At 59.7% G+C, this 20,546-nt stretch carries 20 protein-coding genes and 1 tRNA gene; 9 read left to right on the top strand and 12 right to left on the bottom strand.

The window, feature by feature from the left end; translation table 11 throughout:
- Positions 1–47: 47 nt before the first annotated feature.
- On the bottom strand, positions 48–1,436 hold the full coding sequence (locus OP495_RS13550) for a gluconate:H+ symporter (RefSeq protein ID WP_280569983.1): 1,389 nt from the start codon (positions 1,434–1,436) through the stop codon (positions 48–50).
- Between the two features lie 124 nt (positions 1,437–1,560).
- Entirely contained in the window at positions 1,561–2,520 is a 960-nt protein-coding gene (denD, locus tag OP495_RS13545) for a D-erythronate dehydrogenase (RefSeq protein ID WP_280569981.1), read from the bottom strand.
- Between the two features lie 217 nt (positions 2,521–2,737).
- On the opposite strand from denD, the gene OP495_RS13540 reads away from it, so the two are divergent.
- Genes OP495_RS13540 through otnI form a run of 5 tightly spaced genes read left to right on the top strand, consistent with a single transcriptional unit; the run spans position 2,738 to position 7,173 of the window.
- Positions 2,738–3,514 carry a FadR/GntR family transcriptional regulator gene (locus OP495_RS13540; protein ID WP_280569979.1) on the top strand — a complete coding sequence of 259 codons (777 nt, stop codon included), beginning with the start codon at positions 2,738–2,740 and terminating at the stop codon, positions 3,512–3,514.
- A complete protein-coding gene (gene ltnD, locus OP495_RS13535) occupies positions 3,511–4,443 on the top strand; it encodes an L-threonate dehydrogenase (protein WP_280569976.1) in 933 nt (310 codons plus the stop codon). The genes OP495_RS13540 and ltnD overlap by 4 nt, the downstream gene beginning before the upstream one ends.
- Positions 4,440–5,711 carry a 3-oxo-tetronate kinase gene (gene otnK / locus OP495_RS13530; protein ID WP_280569973.1) on the top strand — a complete coding sequence of 424 codons (1,272 nt, stop codon included), beginning with the start codon at positions 4,440–4,442 and terminating at the stop codon, positions 5,709–5,711. Before ltnD ends, otnK begins: the two co-directional genes overlap by 4 nt.
- Positions 5,708–6,367, top strand: a complete 660-nt coding sequence (otnC, locus tag OP495_RS13525) for a 3-oxo-tetronate 4-phosphate decarboxylase (protein WP_280562515.1) — start codon at positions 5,708–5,710, stop codon at positions 6,365–6,367. Before otnK ends, otnC begins: the two co-directional genes overlap by 4 nt.
- A 23-nt stretch (positions 6,368–6,390) precedes the next feature.
- Positions 6,391–7,173 (top strand): 2-oxo-tetronate isomerase, encoded by a 783-nt coding sequence (gene otnI / locus OP495_RS13520; protein WP_280569970.1) that lies wholly within the window; start codon positions 6,391–6,393, stop codon positions 7,171–7,173.
- A gap of 89 nt (positions 7,174–7,262) precedes the next feature.
- Here otnI and OP495_RS13515 read toward each other — a convergent pair whose 3' ends face one another.
- Both OP495_RS13515 and dbpA read right to left on the bottom strand, forming a co-directional pair.
- A complete protein-coding gene (locus OP495_RS13515) occupies positions 7,263–7,493 on the bottom strand; it encodes a hypothetical protein (RefSeq protein ID WP_348521315.1) in 231 nt (76 codons plus the stop codon).
- A 173-nt stretch (positions 7,494–7,666) separates the two neighbouring features.
- Complete coding sequence (gene dbpA, locus OP495_RS13510; protein ID WP_280569967.1) at positions 7,667–9,061, bottom strand: ATP-dependent RNA helicase DbpA; 1,395 nt, start codon at positions 9,059–9,061, stop codon at positions 7,667–7,669.
- Positions 9,062–9,430: 369 nt separating this feature from the next.
- Here dbpA and OP495_RS13505 point away from each other — a divergent pair, with 369 nt between their 5' ends.
- Complete coding sequence (locus tag OP495_RS13505) at positions 9,431–10,837, top strand: MFS transporter (RefSeq protein WP_280569964.1); 1,407 nt, start codon at positions 9,431–9,433, stop codon at positions 10,835–10,837.
- 15 nt (positions 10,838–10,852) lie between these two features.
- A complete protein-coding gene (locus OP495_RS13500; RefSeq protein ID WP_280569962.1) occupies positions 10,853–12,367 on the top strand; it encodes an alpha-N-arabinofuranosidase in 1,515 nt (504 codons plus the stop codon).
- An 830-nt stretch (positions 12,368–13,197) separates the two neighbouring features.
- Here the strand turns inward: OP495_RS13500 and OP495_RS13495 are convergent.
- From OP495_RS13495 to OP495_RS13475, 5 genes are all read right to left on the bottom strand, one after another.
- Positions 13,198–13,479, bottom strand: a complete 282-nt coding sequence (locus OP495_RS13495) for a HigA family addiction module antitoxin (RefSeq protein WP_280564991.1) — start codon at positions 13,477–13,479, stop codon at positions 13,198–13,200.
- Positions 13,480–13,487: 8 nt separating this feature from the next.
- On the bottom strand, positions 13,488–13,766 hold the full coding sequence (locus OP495_RS13490; RefSeq protein ID WP_280564993.1) for a type II toxin-antitoxin system RelE/ParE family toxin: 279 nt from the start codon (positions 13,764–13,766) through the stop codon (positions 13,488–13,490).
- Between the two features lie 426 nt (positions 13,767–14,192).
- Positions 14,193–14,269, bottom strand: a tRNA-Arg gene (locus tag OP495_RS13485).
- A 190-nt stretch (positions 14,270–14,459) separates the two neighbouring features.
- On the bottom strand, positions 14,460–15,647 hold the full coding sequence (locus OP495_RS13480; RefSeq protein ID WP_280569959.1) for a CoA transferase: 1,188 nt from the start codon (positions 15,645–15,647) through the stop codon (positions 14,460–14,462).
- A gap of 28 nt (positions 15,648–15,675) precedes the next feature.
- Positions 15,676–16,464 (bottom strand): enoyl-CoA hydratase/isomerase family protein, encoded by a 789-nt coding sequence (locus OP495_RS13475; RefSeq protein ID WP_280569955.1) that lies wholly within the window; start codon positions 16,462–16,464, stop codon positions 15,676–15,678.
- A 266-nt stretch (positions 16,465–16,730) separates the two neighbouring features.
- On the opposite strand from OP495_RS13475, the gene OP495_RS13470 reads away from it, so the two are divergent.
- Positions 16,731–17,258 carry a gamma carbonic anhydrase family protein gene (locus OP495_RS13470; RefSeq protein ID WP_280569952.1) on the top strand — a complete coding sequence of 176 codons (528 nt, stop codon included), beginning with the start codon at positions 16,731–16,733 and terminating at the stop codon, positions 17,256–17,258.
- A 67-nt stretch (positions 17,259–17,325) separates the two neighbouring features.
- Here OP495_RS13470 and OP495_RS13465 read toward each other — a convergent pair whose 3' ends face one another.
- The 3 genes from OP495_RS13465 to OP495_RS13455 all read right to left on the bottom strand — a co-directional run bounded on the left by OP495_RS13465 (position 17,326) and on the right by OP495_RS13455 (position 19,246).
- Entirely contained in the window at positions 17,326–18,228 is a 903-nt protein-coding gene (locus OP495_RS13465; protein ID WP_280569950.1) for an NAD(P)-dependent oxidoreductase, read from the bottom strand.
- A gap of 31 nt (positions 18,229–18,259) precedes the next feature.
- Positions 18,260–18,391: a hypothetical protein gene (locus OP495_RS13460; protein ID WP_280569948.1), complete on the bottom strand. Its 132-nt coding sequence runs from the start codon at positions 18,389–18,391 to the stop codon at positions 18,260–18,262.
- 108 nt (positions 18,392–18,499) lie between these two features.
- Complete coding sequence (locus OP495_RS13455) at positions 18,500–19,246, bottom strand: FCD domain-containing protein (RefSeq protein ID WP_280569946.1); 747 nt, start codon at positions 19,244–19,246, stop codon at positions 18,500–18,502.
- Positions 19,247–19,465: 219 nt separating this feature from the next.
- On the opposite strand from OP495_RS13455, the gene OP495_RS13450 reads away from it, so the two are divergent.
- Complete coding sequence (locus OP495_RS13450; protein ID WP_280569943.1) at positions 19,466–20,500, top strand: 4-hydroxythreonine-4-phosphate dehydrogenase PdxA; 1,035 nt, start codon at positions 19,466–19,468, stop codon at positions 20,498–20,500.
- Positions 20,501–20,546 lie beyond the last annotated feature (46 nt).

The raw sequence follows: 20,546 nt of genomic DNA, 5'->3' as shown, positions 1-20,546 counted from the left end.
CGTAATTTTCATAGCGTCTTTCCTCTTCCATGCGGATCGGATGTCGCTCAACCCACGAAGGCATTGGCGATGAACAAAGCAACCAGCGCGGCCGCCCACCCCAGCGTCGTGGGCACCGAGAGCACCAGCAGTTGGTGCTTGGCGGTTCTCACGCCGAGCATGCGGTTGACGACCCAGAAATAGCTGTCATTGAAATAGCTGAAGAACAGCCCACCGAGACACGCCGCCTGAGCCGCCAGCACCAGATTGACGTCCGGCATGGACGATAGGATCGGCGCGGAAATCGAGGCCCCGGTGATCATCGACACGGTCCCGCTGCCCTGTACGAAACGCACCAGCGTGGCGATGATGAAGGGAATCAAGAAGGCCGGCATGGCAAGCGATGCCACGCTTTCACCGATGTAGTCGCCCGCCCCACTGGCACGCAAAACCGCCCCCAGGGCGCCCCCGGCGCCGGTCACGAGAAGAATGATGCCGGCGCTTTCGACCCCTTTCTCGAGATGCGACAACACCTGATCGCGCGGCATCTTGGGCACGAGCCCATACACCGCCACCAGCACCCCGATGCCCACGGCAATCACCGGATGGCCGACGAACTGGATGATCTGCACCGCCAGGACGGGATCGTCGCTATCGCCCACCATCGCGGTGACCAGCGTATTGCAGAAGATCAAGGCAATCGGCAATGCGATGGGCAATACCGACTTCAACAACGTGGGCAGCTCTTCCATGGGGCGCTGGCCGGCGAGTGGGTCTTCCTCGTCTTCATCGCGGCGCAACGTATCGGGCACGTCGCGTTCGATCATCGCCTCAATACGCGGCCCCATGAAGCGAGCGTAAAGCACCATGACGATCAAAGCCGGTATCGTGAAGACGACCCCCCAGGCGATCATCAGGCCGACATCGACGCCGTAAATACCCGCCACCCCGAGCGGGCCCGGCGTCGGTGGAACCGCACTGTGGGTGATGGCCAAGCCCGACGCCAGTGCGATGCCCAACGCCAGAACCGAACGGCCGCTATTGCGTGCCAGCGCCCGAACCAGCGGATTCAGGATCACGTAGGCGGAATCACAGAAAATCGGGATCGACACGATGTACCCCGTCAGCGCCATCGCCCAATCCTCACGCTCCTTGCCGAGCATCTTGAGGATGGAGTAGGCCATGCGCTGGCCGGCGCCCGACACTTCGAGGATACGTCCCATCATCACCCCGAAGCCGATGACCAACCCGATGGTCGACAGTGTGCTACCGAAGCCATCGGTGATCGCACCGATCACCGCGTTGGGCGGCATCCCGCCGATCAGCCCGGCAATCGACGCGGCGATGATGAGCGCAAGCAAAGCATGCACGCGGGTTTTCAATACCAGCGCGATCATTACGAAGATAGCGATACCCAGGCCGATGATGACCTGTGGACCTGCGGCTGTTTCCGTCATGGTGGCGTACTCCTGTGCATTGTTGTGACTGTCTGAGCAGCGTTGTCGTATCCAGGGATGCAAGCGTGCGTGAATGTCGCCGACGCCTCGAACGGCCGTTAAGGCCGCCGGGCCTCGACGGGCGTCAGGCGTTCAAGTAATCCTCGCGATAGGCACGAATCACGGCGTCGACATCGTCATCGGCCTGGAAGCCCAGCGACAACGGACGCGCGATGTCCAGTCCCCCCGGCCAACTGGCAACGATCTTGTCGATGGCGGCATCCGGTTCGAAACTCACCAGGGCCCGCTTCTCGACGCCGGCTTGGCGCTCCAATGCGTCCAACAGTTGCGTCACCGTGACGGTGATGCCTGGCAAGTTGAGCGTGCGCCACTCACCTAACGCGTCGCCGTCGAGCTGCAAGGCATGGCGAAGATTGCCAACCACCGCACGCGGCGAGGACAACCAAAGCGGCAGTTCGGGATCCACGGGGCAAACGGCACGCTGTCCCGCCAGCGGTTCACGAATGATCGAGCTGGCGAACGAGGATGCCGCCTGATTGGGCTTGCCGGGCCGCGCCACGATGGTCGGCAGGCGGCAGACGCGCCCATCGATGAAGCCCCGTCGGCTGTAGTCGTTGACCAGCAGCTCGCCGATGGCCTTCTGCGCGCCATAGGAAGAGCGCGGCTGGGGACCGACCTCTTCGGGCACCGGCTGTGCCAGCCCGGGTCCAAACACCGCCAGCGAACTGGCGAATAGAAAGGGCAAGCGGCGCGGATGCGCACGACAGGCCTCGAGCAGGGCCTGCGTTGCCTCGAGGTTGACGCGCATTCCCAACTCGAAATCAGCCTCCGCCTGGGAGCTGACCACGGCAGCCAAGTGGCACACGGCGAGCGTATCCTCGCCCAGGGCGCGCTCGATCAACGTCTCGTCGGCGACATCCCCGACCCATGACTCGACGCGTGGATCGTCGAGTGGGCAGGGCGCGAGGTCGATCGACGTCACCCGTGTAATCGCCTCTCCCTCGATGCGCTGGCCTTCCTCGAGCAGCGCCTGGATCAAGCGCGCGCCGAGAAAACCGGCCCCTCCGGTCACGATGACTTGCATTCACTTCTCCTCGGTCGAGCGAAGCGGTGCTTCGCTTGAATTCCTACCGGCAGTACGACGTTGGCCCAAAGACGTATTGTGTCGCCGCCGCGCTATTTATAATGTTGTCTGACAAATCAGTCGGGGCAACATCGCCATTAGTCGGAGACGCCCCGCGCTATCACCCGCGAGGCCCGCACCACGCCTGGCGACGACACGCGAAGGAGAGAAAACAGCGGTGATCACGAACCACGAGACCCCACCGACCCGTGGCGTCCAACTCTCGGAGCAGGTCGCACGGCAACTGACTCATGCCATCCATACCGGTGAGATGCGCCCCGGCGAACGTCTGCCCACCGAGGCCACGCTGGGCGAACGCTATGGCATCAGTCGTTCGGTGGTACGCGAGGCCATTTCCATGCTGCGCAACGCGGGCCTGGTCACATCGCGTCGCGGCAGCGGTAGCTACGTCGCCGAAGTGCCCACCGTGGCGTTGCGCCTGGCGATTCCCGACCCGTCGCTGCAATCGGTCATTCGCCTGCTCGAACTGCGCCGGGCCCTGGAAGTCGAGGCAGCGCGCCTGGCAGCCCAGCGCCGCACGCCGTCCCAATTGCGCCGGCTGCGCAATGCCATGGCCGATATCGATGAGGCCGTCGAAGTCGGTGCCGATGGTGTCGATCAGGACATGGCCTTTCATCGCGCCATCGCCGAGGCCTCGAACAACACGCACTTCACCGCCGTCATCGACTTCTACAACCGCTTCCTGCATCACGCCATCACCGTGACGCGGACCAACGAATCGCTGCGCGAAACGTTCATGGCGCAGGTCATCGAAGAGCATCAAGCAATCGTCGATGCCATCGCCCAGGGCGATGAAGACGCCGCCGCCCAGGCCGCCGGGCGTCATCTCGAACATGCCGAGTGGCGTCTGCGCCAGGCGCCAGTGGATCTGCTGGAGCGTCTCGAGGACACCGCAAGCAGCGAGCCAACCAACGACACAGGAGACGCGAGATGACACAAGCACAGCGCGCACGCGTGGGGATCATCGGCCTGGGGTCGATGGGTATGGGCATGGCGACGTCACTGGTCGATGCCGGTTTCACCACCTGGGGGTGCGATCTGCGCTCCGACGCCCGACAGGCATTCGAAGCCCACGGTGGCCAAGCGGTCGCCACGCCCGCCGAGATGGCCGCCCACGTCGATGTGGTCATCAGCGTGGTCGTCAACGCCGAGCAGACCCACGAGGTTCTGTTCGGGCTGCACGGCATCGCCGATGGCCTGGCGGCCGACAGCGTGATCGTCTCGTGCGCCACCTGCGCGCCGGATGCCGTCACCGCCCTGGGCGACGAGCTCGCCTCCCGCGGCCTGCGACTGCTCGATGCGCCGATTTCCGGGGGCGCCGCCAAGGCCGCGCAAGGCGCGCTGACGATCATGGCCTCAGGGCCGGCCGATGTCTTCGACAGCGTCGAGGACGTCCTCGACGCTGTCGCCGCCAAGGTCTTCCGCCTCGGTGAGGCGATGGGGCAAGGCTCGCAGGTCAAACTGGTCAACCAGCTGCTGGCAGGCGTGCATATCGCCGCCGCCGCCGAAGCCATGGCCTACGGCATTCGCGGCGGCTGCGATCCGCAGGTGCTGTATGACGTCATTACCCAGAGCGCCGGCAATTCATGGATGTTCGAAAACCGCGTGCCGCACATTCTCGAGGACGATTACGCGCCGCGTTCGGCGGTGGATATCTTCGTCAAGGATCTGGGCCTAGTCCACGACACTGCTCATCGCGACAAGTTTCCCCTGCCACTGACCAGTCAGGCACTCAGCATGTTTACCCAAGCCTCGGCACAAGGCCATGGCGGAGACGATGACGCCGCCGTGATCAAGACGTTCCCGGGGTTCGGGTTACCGTCTCACGCGGCCAACGATGCCAATACAGGGGAGGAGGAATGACGATGCCCATCATCGGTTGTATTGCCGACGATTTCACCGGCGCCACGGACGTGGCGAGCATGCTGGTCAGTGCCGGCATGCGCACACTGCAGACCATCGGCGTCCCCTCGACGGCGCTGGATGACGACGTCGATGCCGTGGTCGTCGCCCTCAAGTCGCGCACCCTGCCCGCCGACGAAGCCGTGACGCAGTCACTCGAGGCGCTGGCGTGGCTGCAGGCTCAAGGCTGCGAGCAGTTCTACTTCAAGTACTGCTCGACCTTCGACTCGACGCCCAAAGGCAATATCGGCCCGGTCACCGACGCGCTGATGACGGCGCTGGACACCGACTTCACCGTGGCCTGCCCAGCACTGCCCGCCAACCAGCGCAGCGTCTACAACGGCTACCTGTTCGCAGGCGGCGTGCCACTCAACGAAAGCGGCATGCAGGATCACCCCCTGACCCCCATGACGGATGCCAACCTGGTGCGCGTCCTTGGCGCCCAGACGCGACAGCGGGTCGACTTGATCGACTACGCGACGCTCAGCGAGGGGGTCGAAGCCGTCGAGGACCGTATTCAGGCACTGCGCTCGGCGGGCGTGGGCATTGCCATTTGTGATGCCATCGATACCCAACACTTGCATACGCTGGCGCGCGCCTGCCGTGATCTGCCTTTGGTCACCGCTGGCTCCGGCCTGGCACTGGGCCTGCCCGCCAACTTGGCCGATCGGCTGCCTGCGGCTGGGGAGGCCGATGCGCTACCCGCCATCGCCGGGCGTGAGGCGATTCTCAGCGGCAGCTGTTCACGCGCCACCCTGGCGCAGCTCGAACACGCTCGCGAGCACTATCCCAGCTATCACCTCGACGCCTTGGCCTTGGCCGATGATTTCGAAGGCATCATCGCAAAAGCACTTCATTTGGCCGAGCAGCACCTCGATAGCGGCCCAGTGTTGCTATACGCCAGCGACTCGCCGGAGGACGTCCGGAAGGCTCAAGACGCCCTCGGCACCGCAGAGGCGGGCGCCTTGGTCGAACGCGCCCTGGCCGAGATCGCCCACGCGCTCGTCGACACTCATGGTGTACGGCGCTTGCTCGTGGCGGGAGGCGAAACCTCCGGCGCCGTGGTCAACGCACTGGGCGTGCAAGGCTTGCGTATCGGCCCGAGTATCGATCCCGGCGTGCCCTGGACCACCACCTTTGGCACACCGACACCGCTGGCGTTGACCCTCAAGTCGGGCAACTTCGGCGCTCAGGACTTTATGACCAAGGCATGGGGACTGTTGCCATGAGCCACATCAGCACCACGACCACCGAAAACCGGCTACGCGAGGAGATTGCCGAGATCGGCCGTTCCTTCCGGCTACTGGGCATGGCGCCGGGTACCTCCGGCAACATCAGCGCCAAGCTCGATGACGGTTGGCTGATGACGCCGACCAACGCCAGCCTCGGCGCCCTCGACCCCAGCGCGATTTCCAAACTGGACTGGGACGGCAACCTGCTCGCCGGCGAGCCACCCACCAAGGAATCGTTCCTGCATCGCGCCTTCTACGATCAGCGTCCCGATACCGGCGGTATCATTCACCTGCATGCCACGCACTCGGCGGCGGTTTCCTGCCTCAACGGCCTCGATGAACGCTCCTGTCTGCCCCCCATCACACCGTATTTCGTCATGCGTGTGGGGCGTTTGCCGCTGATTCCTTACTATCGCCCCGGCGACCCCGCCCTCGGCGACGCGCTACGCGAGCACGCCAAGACCCATGGCGCAGTGTTGCTGGCCAACCATGGGCCCGTGGTGGCGGGCAAGACACTGGAAGCGGCCCGTAACGCCATCGAGGAACTGGAAGAAACCGCCAAGCTGTACCTCATGCTACGCCAGCACGACGTGCGCACCCTGGGCGAAGCGGAAATCGACGAGCTTCGCCAGGCCTTCGGCGCCCGCTGGTAAGCATTTCCTGAAAGGAGTTCCACATGCCCCGCTTTGCCGCCAACCTGTCCATGATGTTCAATGAGGTGCCCTTCATGGAGCGCTTCGCCGAGGCCGCCGCCTGCGGCTTCGAAGGGGTCGAGTTCCTTTTCCCCTATGCGTTCGAGGCCGACGCCATCGCCGCCGAACTCAAGCGTCATGGCTTGCAACAAGTGTTGTTCAACCTGCCGCCGGGCGACTGGGACGCCGGCGAGCGCGGCATCGCCGCCCTGCCGGGGCGCGAGGCGGAATTTCGCGACAGCGTCGAAACCGCGTTGCACTACGCGATCGCGCTCGGCTGTCCTCGCGTCCATGCCATGGCGGGGCTGGCCCCCGAGGATGTTTCACGGGAAACATTGCGTGAGGTGTATTTGGCAAACCTGCGCCATGCCGCCCGTCGCCTCGCCGAACACGACCTCGAGCTGCTGATCGAACCCATCAATACCCGCGACATGCCAGGGTACTTCCTCAATCATCAAGCCGAAGGCCATGCCATCGTGGCCGAACTGGGCGAGCCCAACGTCAAGGTGCAGATGGATTTCTACCACACCCAGATCATGGACGGGGATATCTGGACCACCTATCAGCGTCATCGCGCGGGCGTCGGTCACATCCAGATCGCCGGCGTGCCCGAGCGCCATGAACCCGATACGGGCAAAGTGAATTATCCATGGCTGTTCGAGCAGTTGGATGCAGACGGTTTCGAGGGCTGGATCGGCTGCGAGTACAAGCCGCGCGCCGGCACGCGGGCGGGGCTCGGGTGGTTCGAGGCGTGGCAGCGGAAATAACGCTTACTTGAGAGCGTGGCCGATACGCTTGGAGAGACCATACTCGGCGCTTCAGGATACCTCTGCCTCCCCCAGCGCCAGCCGGTAACTCAGTCGTCGTCCTCTAGATCGTCACGTTCGCGTTCGCGGCGCTCCTCGGCTTCTTCGCGGGCGTCGTCGATCACCGCCATCAGCTCCATCACGTCAACATCGTAGGTATCGGGCTCGAAGTGCCCGGTGAGCCGGCTATCCGGATGCAACTCGCCCGCTTCATAAAGCGCCCAGATTTCCTTGCCGTAGTCGGTATTCAGCAGCGCCGGCTCGAAGCGCCACCTTGCCAAGCTGGGGCGCGACGCAGCTCATCAACTGGCTGACGACTTCGTCGATCAGTCCATCTTCGAGCAGCGGCTGGAGTCGTTTAAGTACTTTCATATAACCTTATATAGAGCATGAGCCAATAATCGGCAGAGCCTCGCCTCGGCATCGCGAATGAATTCGCTCCCACGCGACCCGACTAACGAGTGACACGGCGCGCCCGAAACGACCGCCCCTTGATCCGCCCATTGGCGAGTTGATCGAGTGCAGCGCGGACGACCTTGCGCTCGACGGCGACAAAAGCGCTGCGGTCGGTGACTTGGATCTTGCCGACTTGATCGCCGGCGATACCGCCCTCGCCGGTCAACGCGCCGAGGATGTCGCCCGGGCGCACCTTCTGCTTTTTGCCAGCGCCGAGTTGCAGCGTCGCCATGCGTGGCGTGAACGGACGCGCGTCGCCACGCAGCGGCGGCAACGGCTCGCAGGCCAGCGACTCACCGAGAAAATCGCCAAGCTTGTCGAGCCGGTAATATTCGCTCTCGGCGACCAGCGTGCAGGCCACGCCACTCCCGCCGGCCCGACCGGTGCGTCCGATACGGTGCACGTGCACCTCGAGTTCGCGGGCGATTTGATAATTGAATACCGCGTCCAGCGCATCGATATCCAGCCCGCGTGCCGCCACGTCGGTAGCGACCAGGACCGACACGCTCTTGTTGGCGAACATCGCCAGAATACGGTCGCGGTCGGGCTGCTCCAGGTCGCCGTTGAGCGCCAACGCGGAAAAGCCCGCCGCGTTCAGGGCGTCAGCCACCTCCAGAGTCTCGCGCTTGGTATTACAGAACACCACGCTGGATTCGGGGCGGATGTCGAGCAACAAGCGTTCTAGTGCCGGCACGCGGGCGTCTTCGTCCGCGACGCGATAGAAATGCTGGCGGATGCTGGTGTCATCGTGCGTCGAAGCGACCTCGACGGCGAGCGGCTTGCGCATCATGCGCTCGGCGATGGGCCGAATGCCCGCACCGTAGGTGGCACTGAACAACAGCGTCTGGCGCGCGACCGGTGCCTGACCGACGATCGCTTCGATCGACGCCTGAAAGCCCATGTCCAGCATGCGATCGGCTTCATCCAGCACCAGCGTGCTCAGTGCGTCGAGTGCCAGCGAGCCCTTGCGCAGATGCTCCTCGATCCGTCCCGGCGTACCCACCACTACATGCGCGCCGTGCTCCAGCGAGTCGCGCTGCGGCTTGAGCGGCGCCCCACCGCACAGCGTCAATACCTTGACGTTGCCGAGCCCGCGCGCCAACCGGCGCAGCTCGCCGGCAACCTGGTCCGCCAGCTCACGGGTTGGGCACAGCACCAACCCCTGCACGCGAAACGTCTTGGTCTCGAGCCTGGAGAGCACCCCCAGGCCGAATGCGGCGGTCTTGCCCGAACCGGTCTGGCCCTGACCGATCACGTCGCGTCCGTCGAGGATCGCCGGCAGGCTCTCGGCCTGGATCGGCGTCATCGCGTGGTAGCCCAACGATTCCAGGTTAGCGAGCAGCGCGGGCGCCAGCGGCAAGGTAGCAAAATCGGATGATGGCGAATCGGACACGGCGGCAAATCCTGTCGTGAAACTGGCCACGCCATGCGCACGAATAGGCAGCGCGTGATAGCGGGTTAAAGGCCAAGGATGGAATGGCGGCAGGATAACAGAATCGCGCCAGCGGCGTGCGCAAGCCAATGCAACAGTCAAGAATCGAAGGGCAACGGACGGGGCAGCAAGTAATCACGCATTATCTGACACTACTTTAGTCGCGCGCCTTTGGTCGCATTACATACAGAAGTGTTTGTCATAGACCACTCTCGTTTCACCAATAACTTTTCAAGTATCAAAAACAAGAAATACATATATTAGATAGAATACCAAGAGTGCGCCTACGCTTCGCAAGCTCAATAAAGGACAAGCCCTCGGGAGCCCGCGATGCGTAACGCCAAGCTCAGCGTGAAGGAGAAAATCGGTTTCGGTATGGGGGACGCCGGCAATAACATGACCTTTGCTGCAGTGGTCATGTATCTCTCCTATTTCTATACCGACGTCTATGGGATTTCGCCGGCCGTCGTCGGCACTATCTTCATTTCCATGCGCTTCGTGGATGCCATCACCGATCCGCTCATGGGCACACTTGCCGACCGCACACGCAGCCGCTGGGGGCGTTTCCGCCCCTATATACTGTTTATCCCCGTGCCCTTGGCCGCCGCTTGCATTCTGATGTTCACCTCTCCCGAGTGGTCAGAGAACGCCAAGATTGTCTACGCCTTCGCCACCTACTTTGCGATGTCGCTCCTCTATACGGCTGTGAACATTCCCTACTGCGCGCTGGGTGGTGTAATCACCGACGATCACCGCGAGCGTGTATCGTTTCAGTCCTGGCGCTTTATCCTCGTCGGCGTGGCCTACCTGATTCTCAATAGCGGCCTGATGCCATTGGTCGAGTTGCTAGGCAACGGTGATGAAGCACAGGGATTTCAGTACACCATGGCGATCATGTCGGTAATCGCACTCGCCATGTTCGGTTTCTGCTTCACCACGGTCAGAGAACGCATCCAACCACCCCCCAAGCAGCAGGAACGCCTGATGACAACGCTCAAGGCGTTAGCCAAGAACGAGAAATGGCGGATCATCCTGGGCATAACCTTCCTGCAGGCATTGCAGTTTTTCCTGCGTCAAGGCGCGGCGATCTACTTCGCCACCTACGTGTTGGGCCTAGGTGCTACCGGCATTTCCGTATTCGTGACCTCTGGCGTCGTCGGCAAGATCGCCGGCACCGCCATTTCGACCTGGTTCAGCAATCGTATCAGCAAGCGCCGCGTCTTCCTGGCCAGCACCTGCGCGCTGATTCTCGCCTCAGTACTGCTGTACTTAGTACCAGGTAGCTGGATGCTTCTAGCCACCGTACTGTTCATTATCGTCAACTTCATGCACGGCATCGGTACACCGATCTCTTGGGCATTGATGGCTGACGCCGAGGATTATGGTGAGTGGAAAACCGGTACGCGTAACACCGGCGTCTCCTTCGCCGGCAATTTGTTCTTCCTCAAGCTAGGACTTGCTTTTTCAGGTGGAATGATTGGTTTCCTGCTGTCCTGGGGCGGTTACCAAGCGGGTGTCGATCAGCAAAGCGCAAGTGCCCTCAACGCCATCAGTTTAATGCTGACACTCATCCCTGCCGCTATCAGTTTCGTGCTCGCTATTGCCATTTGGCTCTTCGGCCTTGATGACCGTGCAATGGATGATATTCGTCATGACCTTGAGTCCCGCAAGGGCGAACAAAACGACATTGATGTGTCTACTTCTACCGCCAGCGGTTCCGCCTTTTCCCGAACATAAGCCAAGGGGATCATCATGCATACTCGCGTCACCCTGCACCGCAACTTCGTTATCAGCGAGATCGACGACCGCCTCTACGGCGCCTTCCTCGAACACATGGGCCGAGCCATCTATAGCGGCATCTACGAGCCCGGCCACCCCAAGGCAGACGACAATAGTTTCCGTCGCGACGTGCTGGGCATGGTCAAGGAACTCGCGCCGCCTATCGTGCGCTATCCGGGCGGCAACTTCGTCTCCGCCTACAACTGGGAAGACGGTATCGGCCCGCGCGAGGAGCGCCCGGTACGGCTCGACTTGGCCTGGCACAGTCGCGAGTCCAACCAGGTCGGCATTCACGAATTCGCCGACTGGTGCGAGCTGGCCGGCATCGACATGATGCTGGCGGTCAATCTCGGCTCACGCGGTATCGACGCCGCCCGCAACTTCCTCGAATACGTCAACCATCCCGGGGGCAGCGCCTGGAGCGATCTTCGGATTCGCAACGGACGCCAGGAACCCTGGGGCGTCAAGCTGTGGTGCCTGGGCAACGAGATGGACGGCCCCTGGCAGGTCGGTCACAAGAATGCCGATGAATACGGCCACCTCGCCAACGAGACCGGCAAGGCGCTGAAGGCCTACGACAGCAGTCTCGAACTGGTCGTTTGCGGCTCCTCCAACCCCGACATGGCCAGCTACCCCGAGTGGGAAGCCACCGTGCTCGACCACTGCTATGAGACGGTCGACCACATCTCGCTGCACATGTACTTCACCAACTATGCCGACGACCTGGGTAGCTACCTGGCACTCAGCGAAAAGCTCGACCGTTATATCGGCTCGATTGCCGGCGTGATCGACTACATCAAGGCCAAGAAGCGCTCCACCAAAGATGTGCACATCTGCTTCGATGAGTGGAACGTCTGGTATCACAGCACCGAGCGCGACAAGCGCATCCTGCAGGGCAATGACTGGCCCTTCGCACCGGCGATCCTCGAAGACGCCTACAACGTCGAGGATGCGCTGCTGATCGGCTGCGTGCTCAATACCTTCATCCGGCGTTCCGACCGCGTGCGTATCGCCTGCATCGCTCAGTTGGTCAACGTCATCGCCCCAATCATGACCGAAAGCGATGGCGGCGCCTGGCGCCAGACGATCTTCTATCCGCTGTATTTCGCCTCCCGCTTCGGTCGCGGCAAGGCCCTACAGCTGGCCGTCGACAGCCCCACCTATCCGGTGGATGAGCTCGGTGACGTCCCTTATCTGGACGTGTCCGCCGTTCACGACGAAGCGCACGCGGCCATCACTCTATTCATCATCAATCGCCATCCCAGCGATTCACTCGCGTTCGATGTCGACCTGGGCGGTTTCACGTCTTGCCGGATCATGGATCATCAGAGCATCGATTATCCTGACATGAAGGCAGCCAACACCGCCGAGCGCCCCGATCATATTCGGCCGACGCCCGGCCAGGGGCTCAGCGTCGCTGGCACGACACTCGAGGGCAAGGTCGCACCGCTGAGTTATCACATGGTGCGTCTGGACGTAGCCGAGTGAGACGTCACTCGACAGCATAAAGGCAAGCGCTGAAAACGAAAAAAGCCCGCGAGATATGGATGACCCCTCTCAAGAGTACGGTATGGTTGATAGCGGTATGGATAAAGCAGCCCAAACAGTCAGTGACTACTCTTTTATCTTGAGTCGGCAGGGTGAATCATGAAGAAGTGGTCAGCAGTGCTAACTGGTAGCACTCGCAGGATGTGGCTCGGCGATGGCTAGTAATGCGCCGACACCTGAGCAATTTGGCTTCGCGCTCCAGGCTGCCGGATCTTGCAACACCCTCCAAATGCGCCTCGATACGGAGGATAAGGTGAACTCGAGCCGGAACGAACCTATCCGTGATGGTGGCGGCTATCAGGATGGCTTGTTCTACGTGGTGGATCATTCAGACACAGCATGCCAAGAGGCTTGGGAAAGGTTTGGCTGTTCCGGCTCCGAGGTTGAGGGGTTGCTACAGCAATCGTCTCGCATGGGCTCAAATCGAAAGCTCTGTGAATACCAGGGCTAGCCCCGCCACTAAGGATCATCGCTCCCGCTACGGCGAAGTGAGTGCGGCGGCGAGCCGGTCGGAAAATAATCAAAGTAGGCGGATACTTTCACCTTGTCCGGCATCGCCATTCTGATGATTTTCAGACCAGTACGCGCGTGCGGGCTCGCCGATGCTCAGGAATGCTGGTCGATTGAGGTTTTCTGAGGTTCGCACCTGGTGCGCAGTTGGTTGGCAAATGTCAGTACCAGCCAAGATGGACGCATGGCGGAAATCCGTAACTTCCCGCAGGCGCTCTCGCTGAAAAGCGCAAAATGCAAAGCTTCAGCCGGTCGGGCTGTCAGCTTGCTGCGTGCAAAGGTTCTACGTGAGCACGGGGAAGTTGTGACGCTTGCCACAGCTCGTGCTTGAGTTGCATCTCCAGCCACATCTCGGCACTGGTGCCAAGGGCCTTCTCAAGGCGCAGCGCCATATCTGCCGAAATACCGGCATTGCCGTTGAGAATGCGAGAAAGCGCGGCACGCGTTACACCCAGGCGCTTGGCAGCCTCAGTGACTGAGATGTCGCCGATGTACTCGCGCAACACGGCACCTGGGTGCGCGGGGTTGTGCATGCGGTTCATAGGACCTCCTAGTGGTAATCCTGATAGTCCACCAAGATGGCATCTTCGCCATCGAAGGTGAATGTGAGCCGCCAGTTCCCGTTGACGGTGATAGTCCAGTGTCCGCGCAAGTTGCCCTTGAGCGGATGCAGCTTCCAGCCTGGCGCATTCATGTCTTCAGGGCATTTCGCGCTATCCAGCGCGGTGAGCTGGATTTGCAGCTTGGTCGCATGCTTGGCCTGGATGCCGGCAGTTGAGCCGGTCTCGAAGAACTTGCGCAGGCCCTTGTGTCGGAAGCTCTTGATCATATGAAAAGCGTATAGCACCACTATACGTTACACAAGAGGAAAGTGCCTTCGCCCGCCGCTGCCTACCCAGGGCAAGAGGATGACGCCGAGTAAGGCCCGCTGGGCGATATGCAAATCTGCATGACGGTCGAGGTTTCCAGAACGGTTTCCACCAGAGCCCAGCATCGGCGGAGCTAGGCTCAGGTATTGATCCATTCCAAATGGAGAAAAGGCTGTCCCCAAATGTGAGGCGTGGTCATCCGCTGCGTGAAGCGTCGAGGGAACTGTCGAGGTATGGCTGGCCTCGACCGATGCGACGATCAGTATGGCCAAGGAGTGGCTTTCAAGTGCCGAGCTTTGCAGCGAGTGATTACCAGAGTGGTTACAAATGGCGAGGCTGAAAACGAAAAAAGCCCGCGAGAGAACTCGCGGGCTTTTATAAATTCGTGGCCCGCCCTGAAGGATTCGAACCTTCGACCTTTGCCTCCGGAGGGCAACGCTCTATCCAGCTGAGCTAAGGGCGGAACGCGGCATATCCTACTGCGTCAGGACAGGGGTTGTCCACCGCGAAGACAGCCAGCTACAACCCTTTGATCGCCGTATCGTGACACTCTCCTTTCGCAAAGACCCTCGAAGAACGCACATAAAAGCAAGCAATTACTATGACGCTGCACCTAAGCACTCGTCCTAAGCGTAACGCTCAACATCGGTCGCCTATTTGATCACACCCCGCTCATGTAGCGCCTTCAAGCGTTCGGCGGGCACCCCCAACCCTTGTAGCACCTCGTCGGTATGCTGGGCGTATACTGGCGCTGGTTGGCGTATAGAAGGTGGCGTCAGCGACAACTTGCTGGGGAAGCCCATCATCTTCATCTTACCGATCACCGGATGCTCGACCTCCTGTACCATGCCGCGCTCCTGGTAGTGGGGATCTTGTACCGCCTGGGCGAAATTGTTGATAGGGCCGGCCGGGACTCCCGCTTGGTCGCATTTTTCCAACCAAGCATGCATATCATCTGTCACGAAAACCTCTTCCAGAACCGCCTCAAGAACCTCAACATTCTGGCCACGCTGGTAATTGGTCGTGAAGCGAGGATCTTCCAACAAATCAGGGCGCATGATGACCTCTTGGCATAACCGCTCCCAAGTACGTTGGTTAGCGCAGCCAAGCATTATATAACCATCACGCGCCTGGAGCGCTTGGTAAGGGGCTGACACGCGATGCCGCCAGCCAGTCGGCTGAGGGATGGTGCCATTAGAGAAATAAGCTGCTGCCTCCCAAGAGAACCAAGACAAGCCGCATTCGGCAATGGCAACATCGACCAATTGCCCTTCACCGGTGTTCATCTTGTGGATGTAAGCGGCGAGAATGGAGTAGGCGGCAGTGATACCGGCGCCGATATCGTACACGGCGATTCCCGTTTTCAGCGGCCGATGCCCCGGCTCACCGGTCATCGACATCAATCCGGTCATGCCCTGAGCCACTAGGTCAAAACCGCCTTTGTGGCTGTAGGGTCCAGTCTGCCCATATCCCGAGATGGAGCAATAGATGATGCCTGGATTGATGGCCTTGAGAGTTTCGTAGTCGATCTTCAGCGACTTGGTGACACCCGGGCGGTAATTCTCGACGATGACATCGGCTTCTCTTGCCAGTTGATAGAAAAGCTCCTTGCCCTCGTCCTCCTTGAGGTTGAGGGAAATACTCTTCTTGTTACGATTGATCTGAGCGAAGCACGTCGACTCCTCATTGATGTAAGGGCCCATCTGGCGGCTATCGTCACCACCATTGATCTTTTCGACCTTAGTCACCTCAGCGCCGAGGTCGGCAAGCACCATAGTGCAGTAAGGCCCAGCCATGATTTGCGAGATATCCAGCACCTTCATATTCGATAATGCAAGCATGTCCCAACCTCCTGTCTCTCGTTTATCTTTATTTGCCCAGCCAGGTGTGCGTCTGCTTGTGGATAAAAGCGTCTACGGCGTTACGAAAATCTTGGCTGGTGTAGCAGAGCGAAATAAGGTCCTCATCCATGCCCGGCGCGGGCCGCTGATTGGCTTGGACTCGCCGGATACCTTCCTTGCATGCCTTGAGGGTCAACGGTGCGAAGCTACTTAACTTGTCAGCAACGGCACGCACCTCCTCTTCGATCACTTCCGCCGCAAAGATTTGCGTGACCAGACCGGCATTACAGCTCTCCTCTGCCTTAAGCAGCCGAGCTAGCATCAATACTTCCTTGGCACGAGCTGCCCCTACCAGACCGACGATGCGCGCGATGTTGTTCATCGATACGCAGTTACCCAGGGTGCGCGCGATAGGAATGCCAAACTTGAGCTCCGGCGTCGCGTAGCGAAAGTCGCAGGCCATGGCGATCGCCGCCCCTCCACCGACACAGAAGCCCTCAAGCAGAGCAATGGTCGGTTTCTGGAGTGTTTCCAGGCGCTCAATAACGCGATCGATACGTCGCTCGTAATCGATTGCATCAGCTGCATCATCGAATTGCGTGAACTGCTTGATATCGGTGCCGGCGATGAAAGCCTCCCCTCCCTTGCCGCGCAACACCACGACATCGACGCTATCGTCGTTCTCCAACTCGTCACATAGCCGTTCAAGTCCGTCGTACATGCCCCAGGTCATGGCGTTTCTGACTTCGGGACGATTGAATGTCACCCATGCCAGTCGCCCTTCCCGGGCACACTCGACTTCAGCTTGCTGCTCCATGTTCTTCTCCTTGGTTCTCGGCTGTACGGTGCAAGACACTGCCATGGGTCGACATCTGTCTTTCAAGAATGAACTCATAATTCATTTTTACAAAATAGACTTTCGTCTAGACGAAAAATGAATCGACAAAAACTACTTTAAAATAACAAATTAACTATAAATTCATGAATTGGTGCTCAACAATTATGAATTCATAATTTAAATAGCGATTGACGACCTCCTGACACCAGGCGGTCCCTGCATCGACAACGACCAGGAGTATATAGATGGCTCTCTACTCGCTAAGGGATGCATCCCCCACGTTCAAGTCAGGCGCATATACCGCGCCGGAAGCGGTGATCATCGGAGCGGTAACGCTGGGTGAGGACGCCAGTGTCTGGCCTGGTGCAGTGCTTCGTGGTGACAACGAAGCAATCACCGTCGGCAGCGGCAGCAATATCCAGGAGAATTGCGTACTACACGTCGACCCTGGTTTTCCCCTAACCATTGGCGACAACGTCACCGTAGGCCACCTCGTCATGCTGCACGGTTGCACTATCGGCGACGGCTGTCTGGTTGGCATGCATGCCACAGTGCTCAACGGTGCGGTGATCGGCGAGAACTGCCTGGTCGGAGCAGGCGCGATGGTCACGTCAAATAAACGTTTTCCGCCCAACTCACTGATTCTAGGCTCGCCAGCCAGGGTGGTTCGCACACTAAGCGATGAAGAAGTCGCTGGCCTGCTAGAAAGCAGCCAGCATTATATCGAGCGCAAGGATCATTATCGCCACGAACTCAAGCGAATCGATATTTGAGCGACCATGACATACTCGCGCCCGACATAACGGGTCGCCGTTATCCGCCTTTGGGGACACGCGCCGCCTAACGGCGCCGCTCCCCCTCAGCGAAGAGCCCTATCAACTCGGGAATCGTAGCCTCGGCATGCCCCGATCTTCTGGCATCTTCGAGTACCGCCAGGATGCCGTCTGCTGCGCCCTTTTTGGCCTGTAGGTCGCCCGCCATGGTCACGTAGTAGCCTACATCCTTATGCGCGTTGGAAATGCTGAAGCGAAAGCCGGAGCTGTCGCGTTCCAGAATGTAGGGTTGCAGGCGCTGCAAGATGGCGCCGGCGCCACCGCCCTTGGCGAGTACCTCGACCAGCGTTTCCGGCTCGATACCACCAAGCTGTGCACAGGCAGCGGCTTCCGCCAGAACAGTAGAAAATCCCACCGACACGAAATTGTGTAGCAGTTTAAGTTTGTGCCCTGAACCCGCCGGGCCAGCATAGGTAATGTTTTCGGCGAAGCTCTCTAGTAGCGGCTGATGAGCCTCGAACAGCTCGCGCTCACCGCCGACGATAAGGTTGAGTCGGCCTTCTGCGGCTTCTTTCGGCGTACGCGTCATCGGCGCGTCCAGAAAGCGCCCGCCCGCTTTCGTTACTGCTTCAGCGATGCGCTCGGTCGAACTGGGAATAGCAGTGGAGCAGTCGATCACCACCCCATCCAACTTCAAGCCCTTGAGCACACCGTCTTCGCGAAACAGTACATCCTCGACCTGCGGCGAACCGGTCACGCAGACAATGACCACGTCGCAGTGGGCGGCTAGGTCACGCCCATTGGTAAAGCTCTGGGCGCCATTGGTAACGAGCACGTCCACCGACTGGTTGCCGGGATGGTCCAGAAAACTCAGCGACCAACCGTGCTTCTGAATGTTGCTGGCGATACCATGGCCCATCAGGCCGATGCCGATCACGCCGACCCGTATATCCGCTCGATTGTCGTTCATAATGTCATCCTCAGCGAAGTTGCGACCAGGCTCACTGCCCGCCTATGCACATGTACTTGATGTCGATGTAGTGCTCGATGCCGTACCCCAAGGCTTGCTCGCCACCATGACGGCACCACGCCTCCAGCATCTCGGCGACGCTCACTGTAAGGCCTGGCAGCATGAAACTACTTGAGGCGACAAGGTCACCCCCGGACACTTCTGCACCGAGAGTTAACGTGGCGACACCTTGCCCGGTGACTTTTCAACCCGTGTCGACTCATAAACGCGGTTAGCCAGGCCCTCCCGCCATTTTTGCTTTAGTCGTCCGGTAGACACTATCAAGATGGGCAAGCATGGCTCGCTCGGCAGCATCTGGATCGCCCCGCTTCAAGGCCTCAACGATGTATATGTGCTCACGATAACTGCGCTCGACCGCTCCGGGCTCGAGCAACACACGCCGTCGCACGTTTAGATCAAAGCTGTAGAGTTCATCAGTATACTTAACCAAGATGGCATTATCGGCATATTCCGAAATCAACCTATGAAACGCTTTGTCCGACATCTGGAAGGGAATCGGATAAACCTCGTCACACTCAGACTGGGTCTTGAGCATCTTTTCTAGCTGCGCGACACCATGATCATCAATCTTCAAGGCCGCACGTCGGGCGATCGACGCCTCGATCACCAGCCGGCTCTCGTACACGCTGTCGATGTCATAGCGAGCCTCCTGAGAAGCGTCGACGACCTCTTCGCCCTGCATAAGTCGGTAATGCTGAAGCGCTGACTCATCGGCACACACTCGTGTCTTACTACCATGCGACACGCTCACCATTCCCAGGGCCGCCAAATGAGACACTGCGCCACGAATGGTCTCTCGACTTACGCTGAACAGCTGCGCCATCTCACGTTCGCTAGGCAGCTCATCACCATCTTGAAGCAGCCGATTGCGAACCATGTCGACCAGCTTATCGGCCAGCAATTCCTTCTTGGTTTTATTTCTCAGCGCCTGCTCAAACGCAAAAGCCGGATTATCCATCGCAAATTTCCTTCTTCCAACTGGTCTAATTTTTAGTCCATCAATCAGCATCTCACAATACTGTTAATACCTAAGTATAATAAAAATGCGAATATTTCGCCTTGACGCTCTCGTGGTGACAACTAATCTGGTCGGTAACTGGACTGGTAATACAACCAGAAGACCAGAAAACAACACAGGCGTCATTGCGTGACGCAGGCACGAAAGGACCAGATACCCATGACACCGCCCAACGACACCCACGACACTAGTGACCGTCCGCTCATCGGCCTCGTTCTCGGCGACCCGGGTGGCATCGGGCCGGAGTTGATCGCCAAGCTTCTGGCGGATCCCGCTACTCAGGAAAGCGGCCATGCGATACTGGTTGCCGACCCCTGGCTCTGGGAAGAAGGTCAGCGCGTCGCCGGCACCCAGCTCGACCTGCCTATAGTCGAACGCTACGCCGAGGCACGAGAGCATACGACGCCCGTCCTGATGCCCATCGATAGCGTCTCTCGCGAGGAGACCCATTATGGCGAAGCCAACGCTGCGGGCGGGCGCTCTGCTCGCCAGGCCCTAACTCAATGTCTAGACGCCGCCGTACGAGGTGATATCGAGGGGATTTGCTTCGGCCCTCTGAATAAGTACGCCATGAAGCTCGGAGGCATGAACTTCGAAGACGAATTGGGATTCTTCGCTGATCATTTGGGTGTCAATGGCTACACCTGCGAGTTCAATACATTCGGCAGTATTTGGACCTCACGTATCTCATCGCACATTCCATTGAAAGACGCGCCTTCCTACGTCACGCGTGAACGCATCCTGCAAGCAACACGTCTCACCGATAAGTCACTACGTTTGGCCGGAGTTGCCGACCCACGCATCGCCGTCGCGGCGTTCAACCCACATGGTGGCGAGAGTGGCACTTGCGGTCGCGAGGAAATTGACACCATTGCCCCGGCAGTGGAAGAAGCCCAAACCGAGGGGCTAACGGTATCCGGCCCTCATCCCGCTGACACATTATTTCTCAAAATACGTGACGGGGAATACGACGCCGTAGTCACTATGTTTCACGACCAAGGGCAAATCGCCATCAAACTTCTCGGTTTTCATGAAGGGGTCACGGTTCACGGCGGCCTGCCGGTACCTATTACCACGCCAGCACACGGTACGGCCTATGATATCGCCAGCTTAGGAAAAGCCAATCTACGCCCGACCCACAACGCCTTCAAATTGGCATGCCAAATGGCGGCCAGCAACCGACGTTCTAGCTAATCCCTTCATCTCGTCACGCTATACGGACAAGATTATGAAAATCACA

Origin of the sequence: Chromohalobacter sp. 296-RDG (genome assembly GCF_029889885.1) — a bacterium.
In the GTDB taxonomy this organism is placed as follows: domain Bacteria; phylum Pseudomonadota; class Gammaproteobacteria; order Pseudomonadales; family Halomonadaceae; genus Chromohalobacter.
Note: the sequence above shows the minus strand (reverse complement) of the source record. Positions and strands in the feature narration are given on the sequence as shown.

Coding starts and splice junctions, on each gene's coding strand:
- OP495_RS13500 (WP_280569962.1), top strand. CDS start 10,853: ATGCATACTCGCGTCACCCTGCACCGCAACTTCGTTATCAGCGAGATC.
- OP495_RS13460 (WP_280569948.1), bottom strand. CDS start 18,391: ATGCTGCCAGGCCTTACAGTGAGCGTCGCCGAGATGCTGGAGGCGTGG.
- OP495_RS13490 (WP_280564993.1), bottom strand. CDS start 13,766: ATGATCAAGAGCTTCCGACACAAGGGCCTGCGCAAGTTCTTCGAGACC.
- otnC (WP_280562515.1), top strand. CDS start 5,708: ATGAGCCACATCAGCACCACGACCACCGAAAACCGGCTACGCGAGGAG.
- OP495_RS13505 (WP_280569964.1), top strand. CDS start 9,431: ATGCGTAACGCCAAGCTCAGCGTGAAGGAGAAAATCGGTTTCGGTATG.
- OP495_RS13450 (WP_280569943.1), top strand. CDS start 19,466: ATGACACCGCCCAACGACACCCACGACACTAGTGACCGTCCGCTCATC.
- OP495_RS13550 (WP_280569983.1), bottom strand. CDS start 1,436: ATGACGGAAACAGCCGCAGGTCCACAGGTCATCATCGGCCTGGGTATC.
- OP495_RS13495 (WP_280564991.1), bottom strand. CDS start 13,479: ATGAACCGCATGCACAACCCCGCGCACCCAGGTGCCGTGTTGCGCGAG.
- denD (WP_280569981.1), bottom strand. CDS start 2,520: ATGCAAGTCATCGTGACCGGAGGGGCCGGTTTTCTCGGCGCGCGCTTG.
- otnI (WP_280569970.1), top strand. CDS start 6,391: ATGCCCCGCTTTGCCGCCAACCTGTCCATGATGTTCAATGAGGTGCCC.
- OP495_RS13470 (WP_280569952.1), top strand. CDS start 16,731: ATGGCTCTCTACTCGCTAAGGGATGCATCCCCCACGTTCAAGTCAGGC.
- OP495_RS13480 (WP_280569959.1), bottom strand. CDS start 15,647: ATGCTTGCATTATCGAATATGAAGGTGCTGGATATCTCGCAAATCATG.
- otnK (WP_280569973.1), top strand. CDS start 4,440: ATGACGATGCCCATCATCGGTTGTATTGCCGACGATTTCACCGGCGCC.
- OP495_RS13455 (WP_280569946.1), bottom strand. CDS start 19,246: ATGGATAATCCGGCTTTTGCGTTTGAGCAGGCGCTGAGAAATAAAACC.
- ltnD (WP_280569976.1), top strand. CDS start 3,511: ATGACACAAGCACAGCGCGCACGCGTGGGGATCATCGGCCTGGGGTCG.
- OP495_RS13465 (WP_280569950.1), bottom strand. CDS start 18,228: ATGAACGACAATCGAGCGGATATACGGGTCGGCGTGATCGGCATCGGC.
- OP495_RS13475 (WP_280569955.1), bottom strand. CDS start 16,464: ATGGAGCAGCAAGCTGAAGTCGAGTGTGCCCGGGAAGGGCGACTGGCA.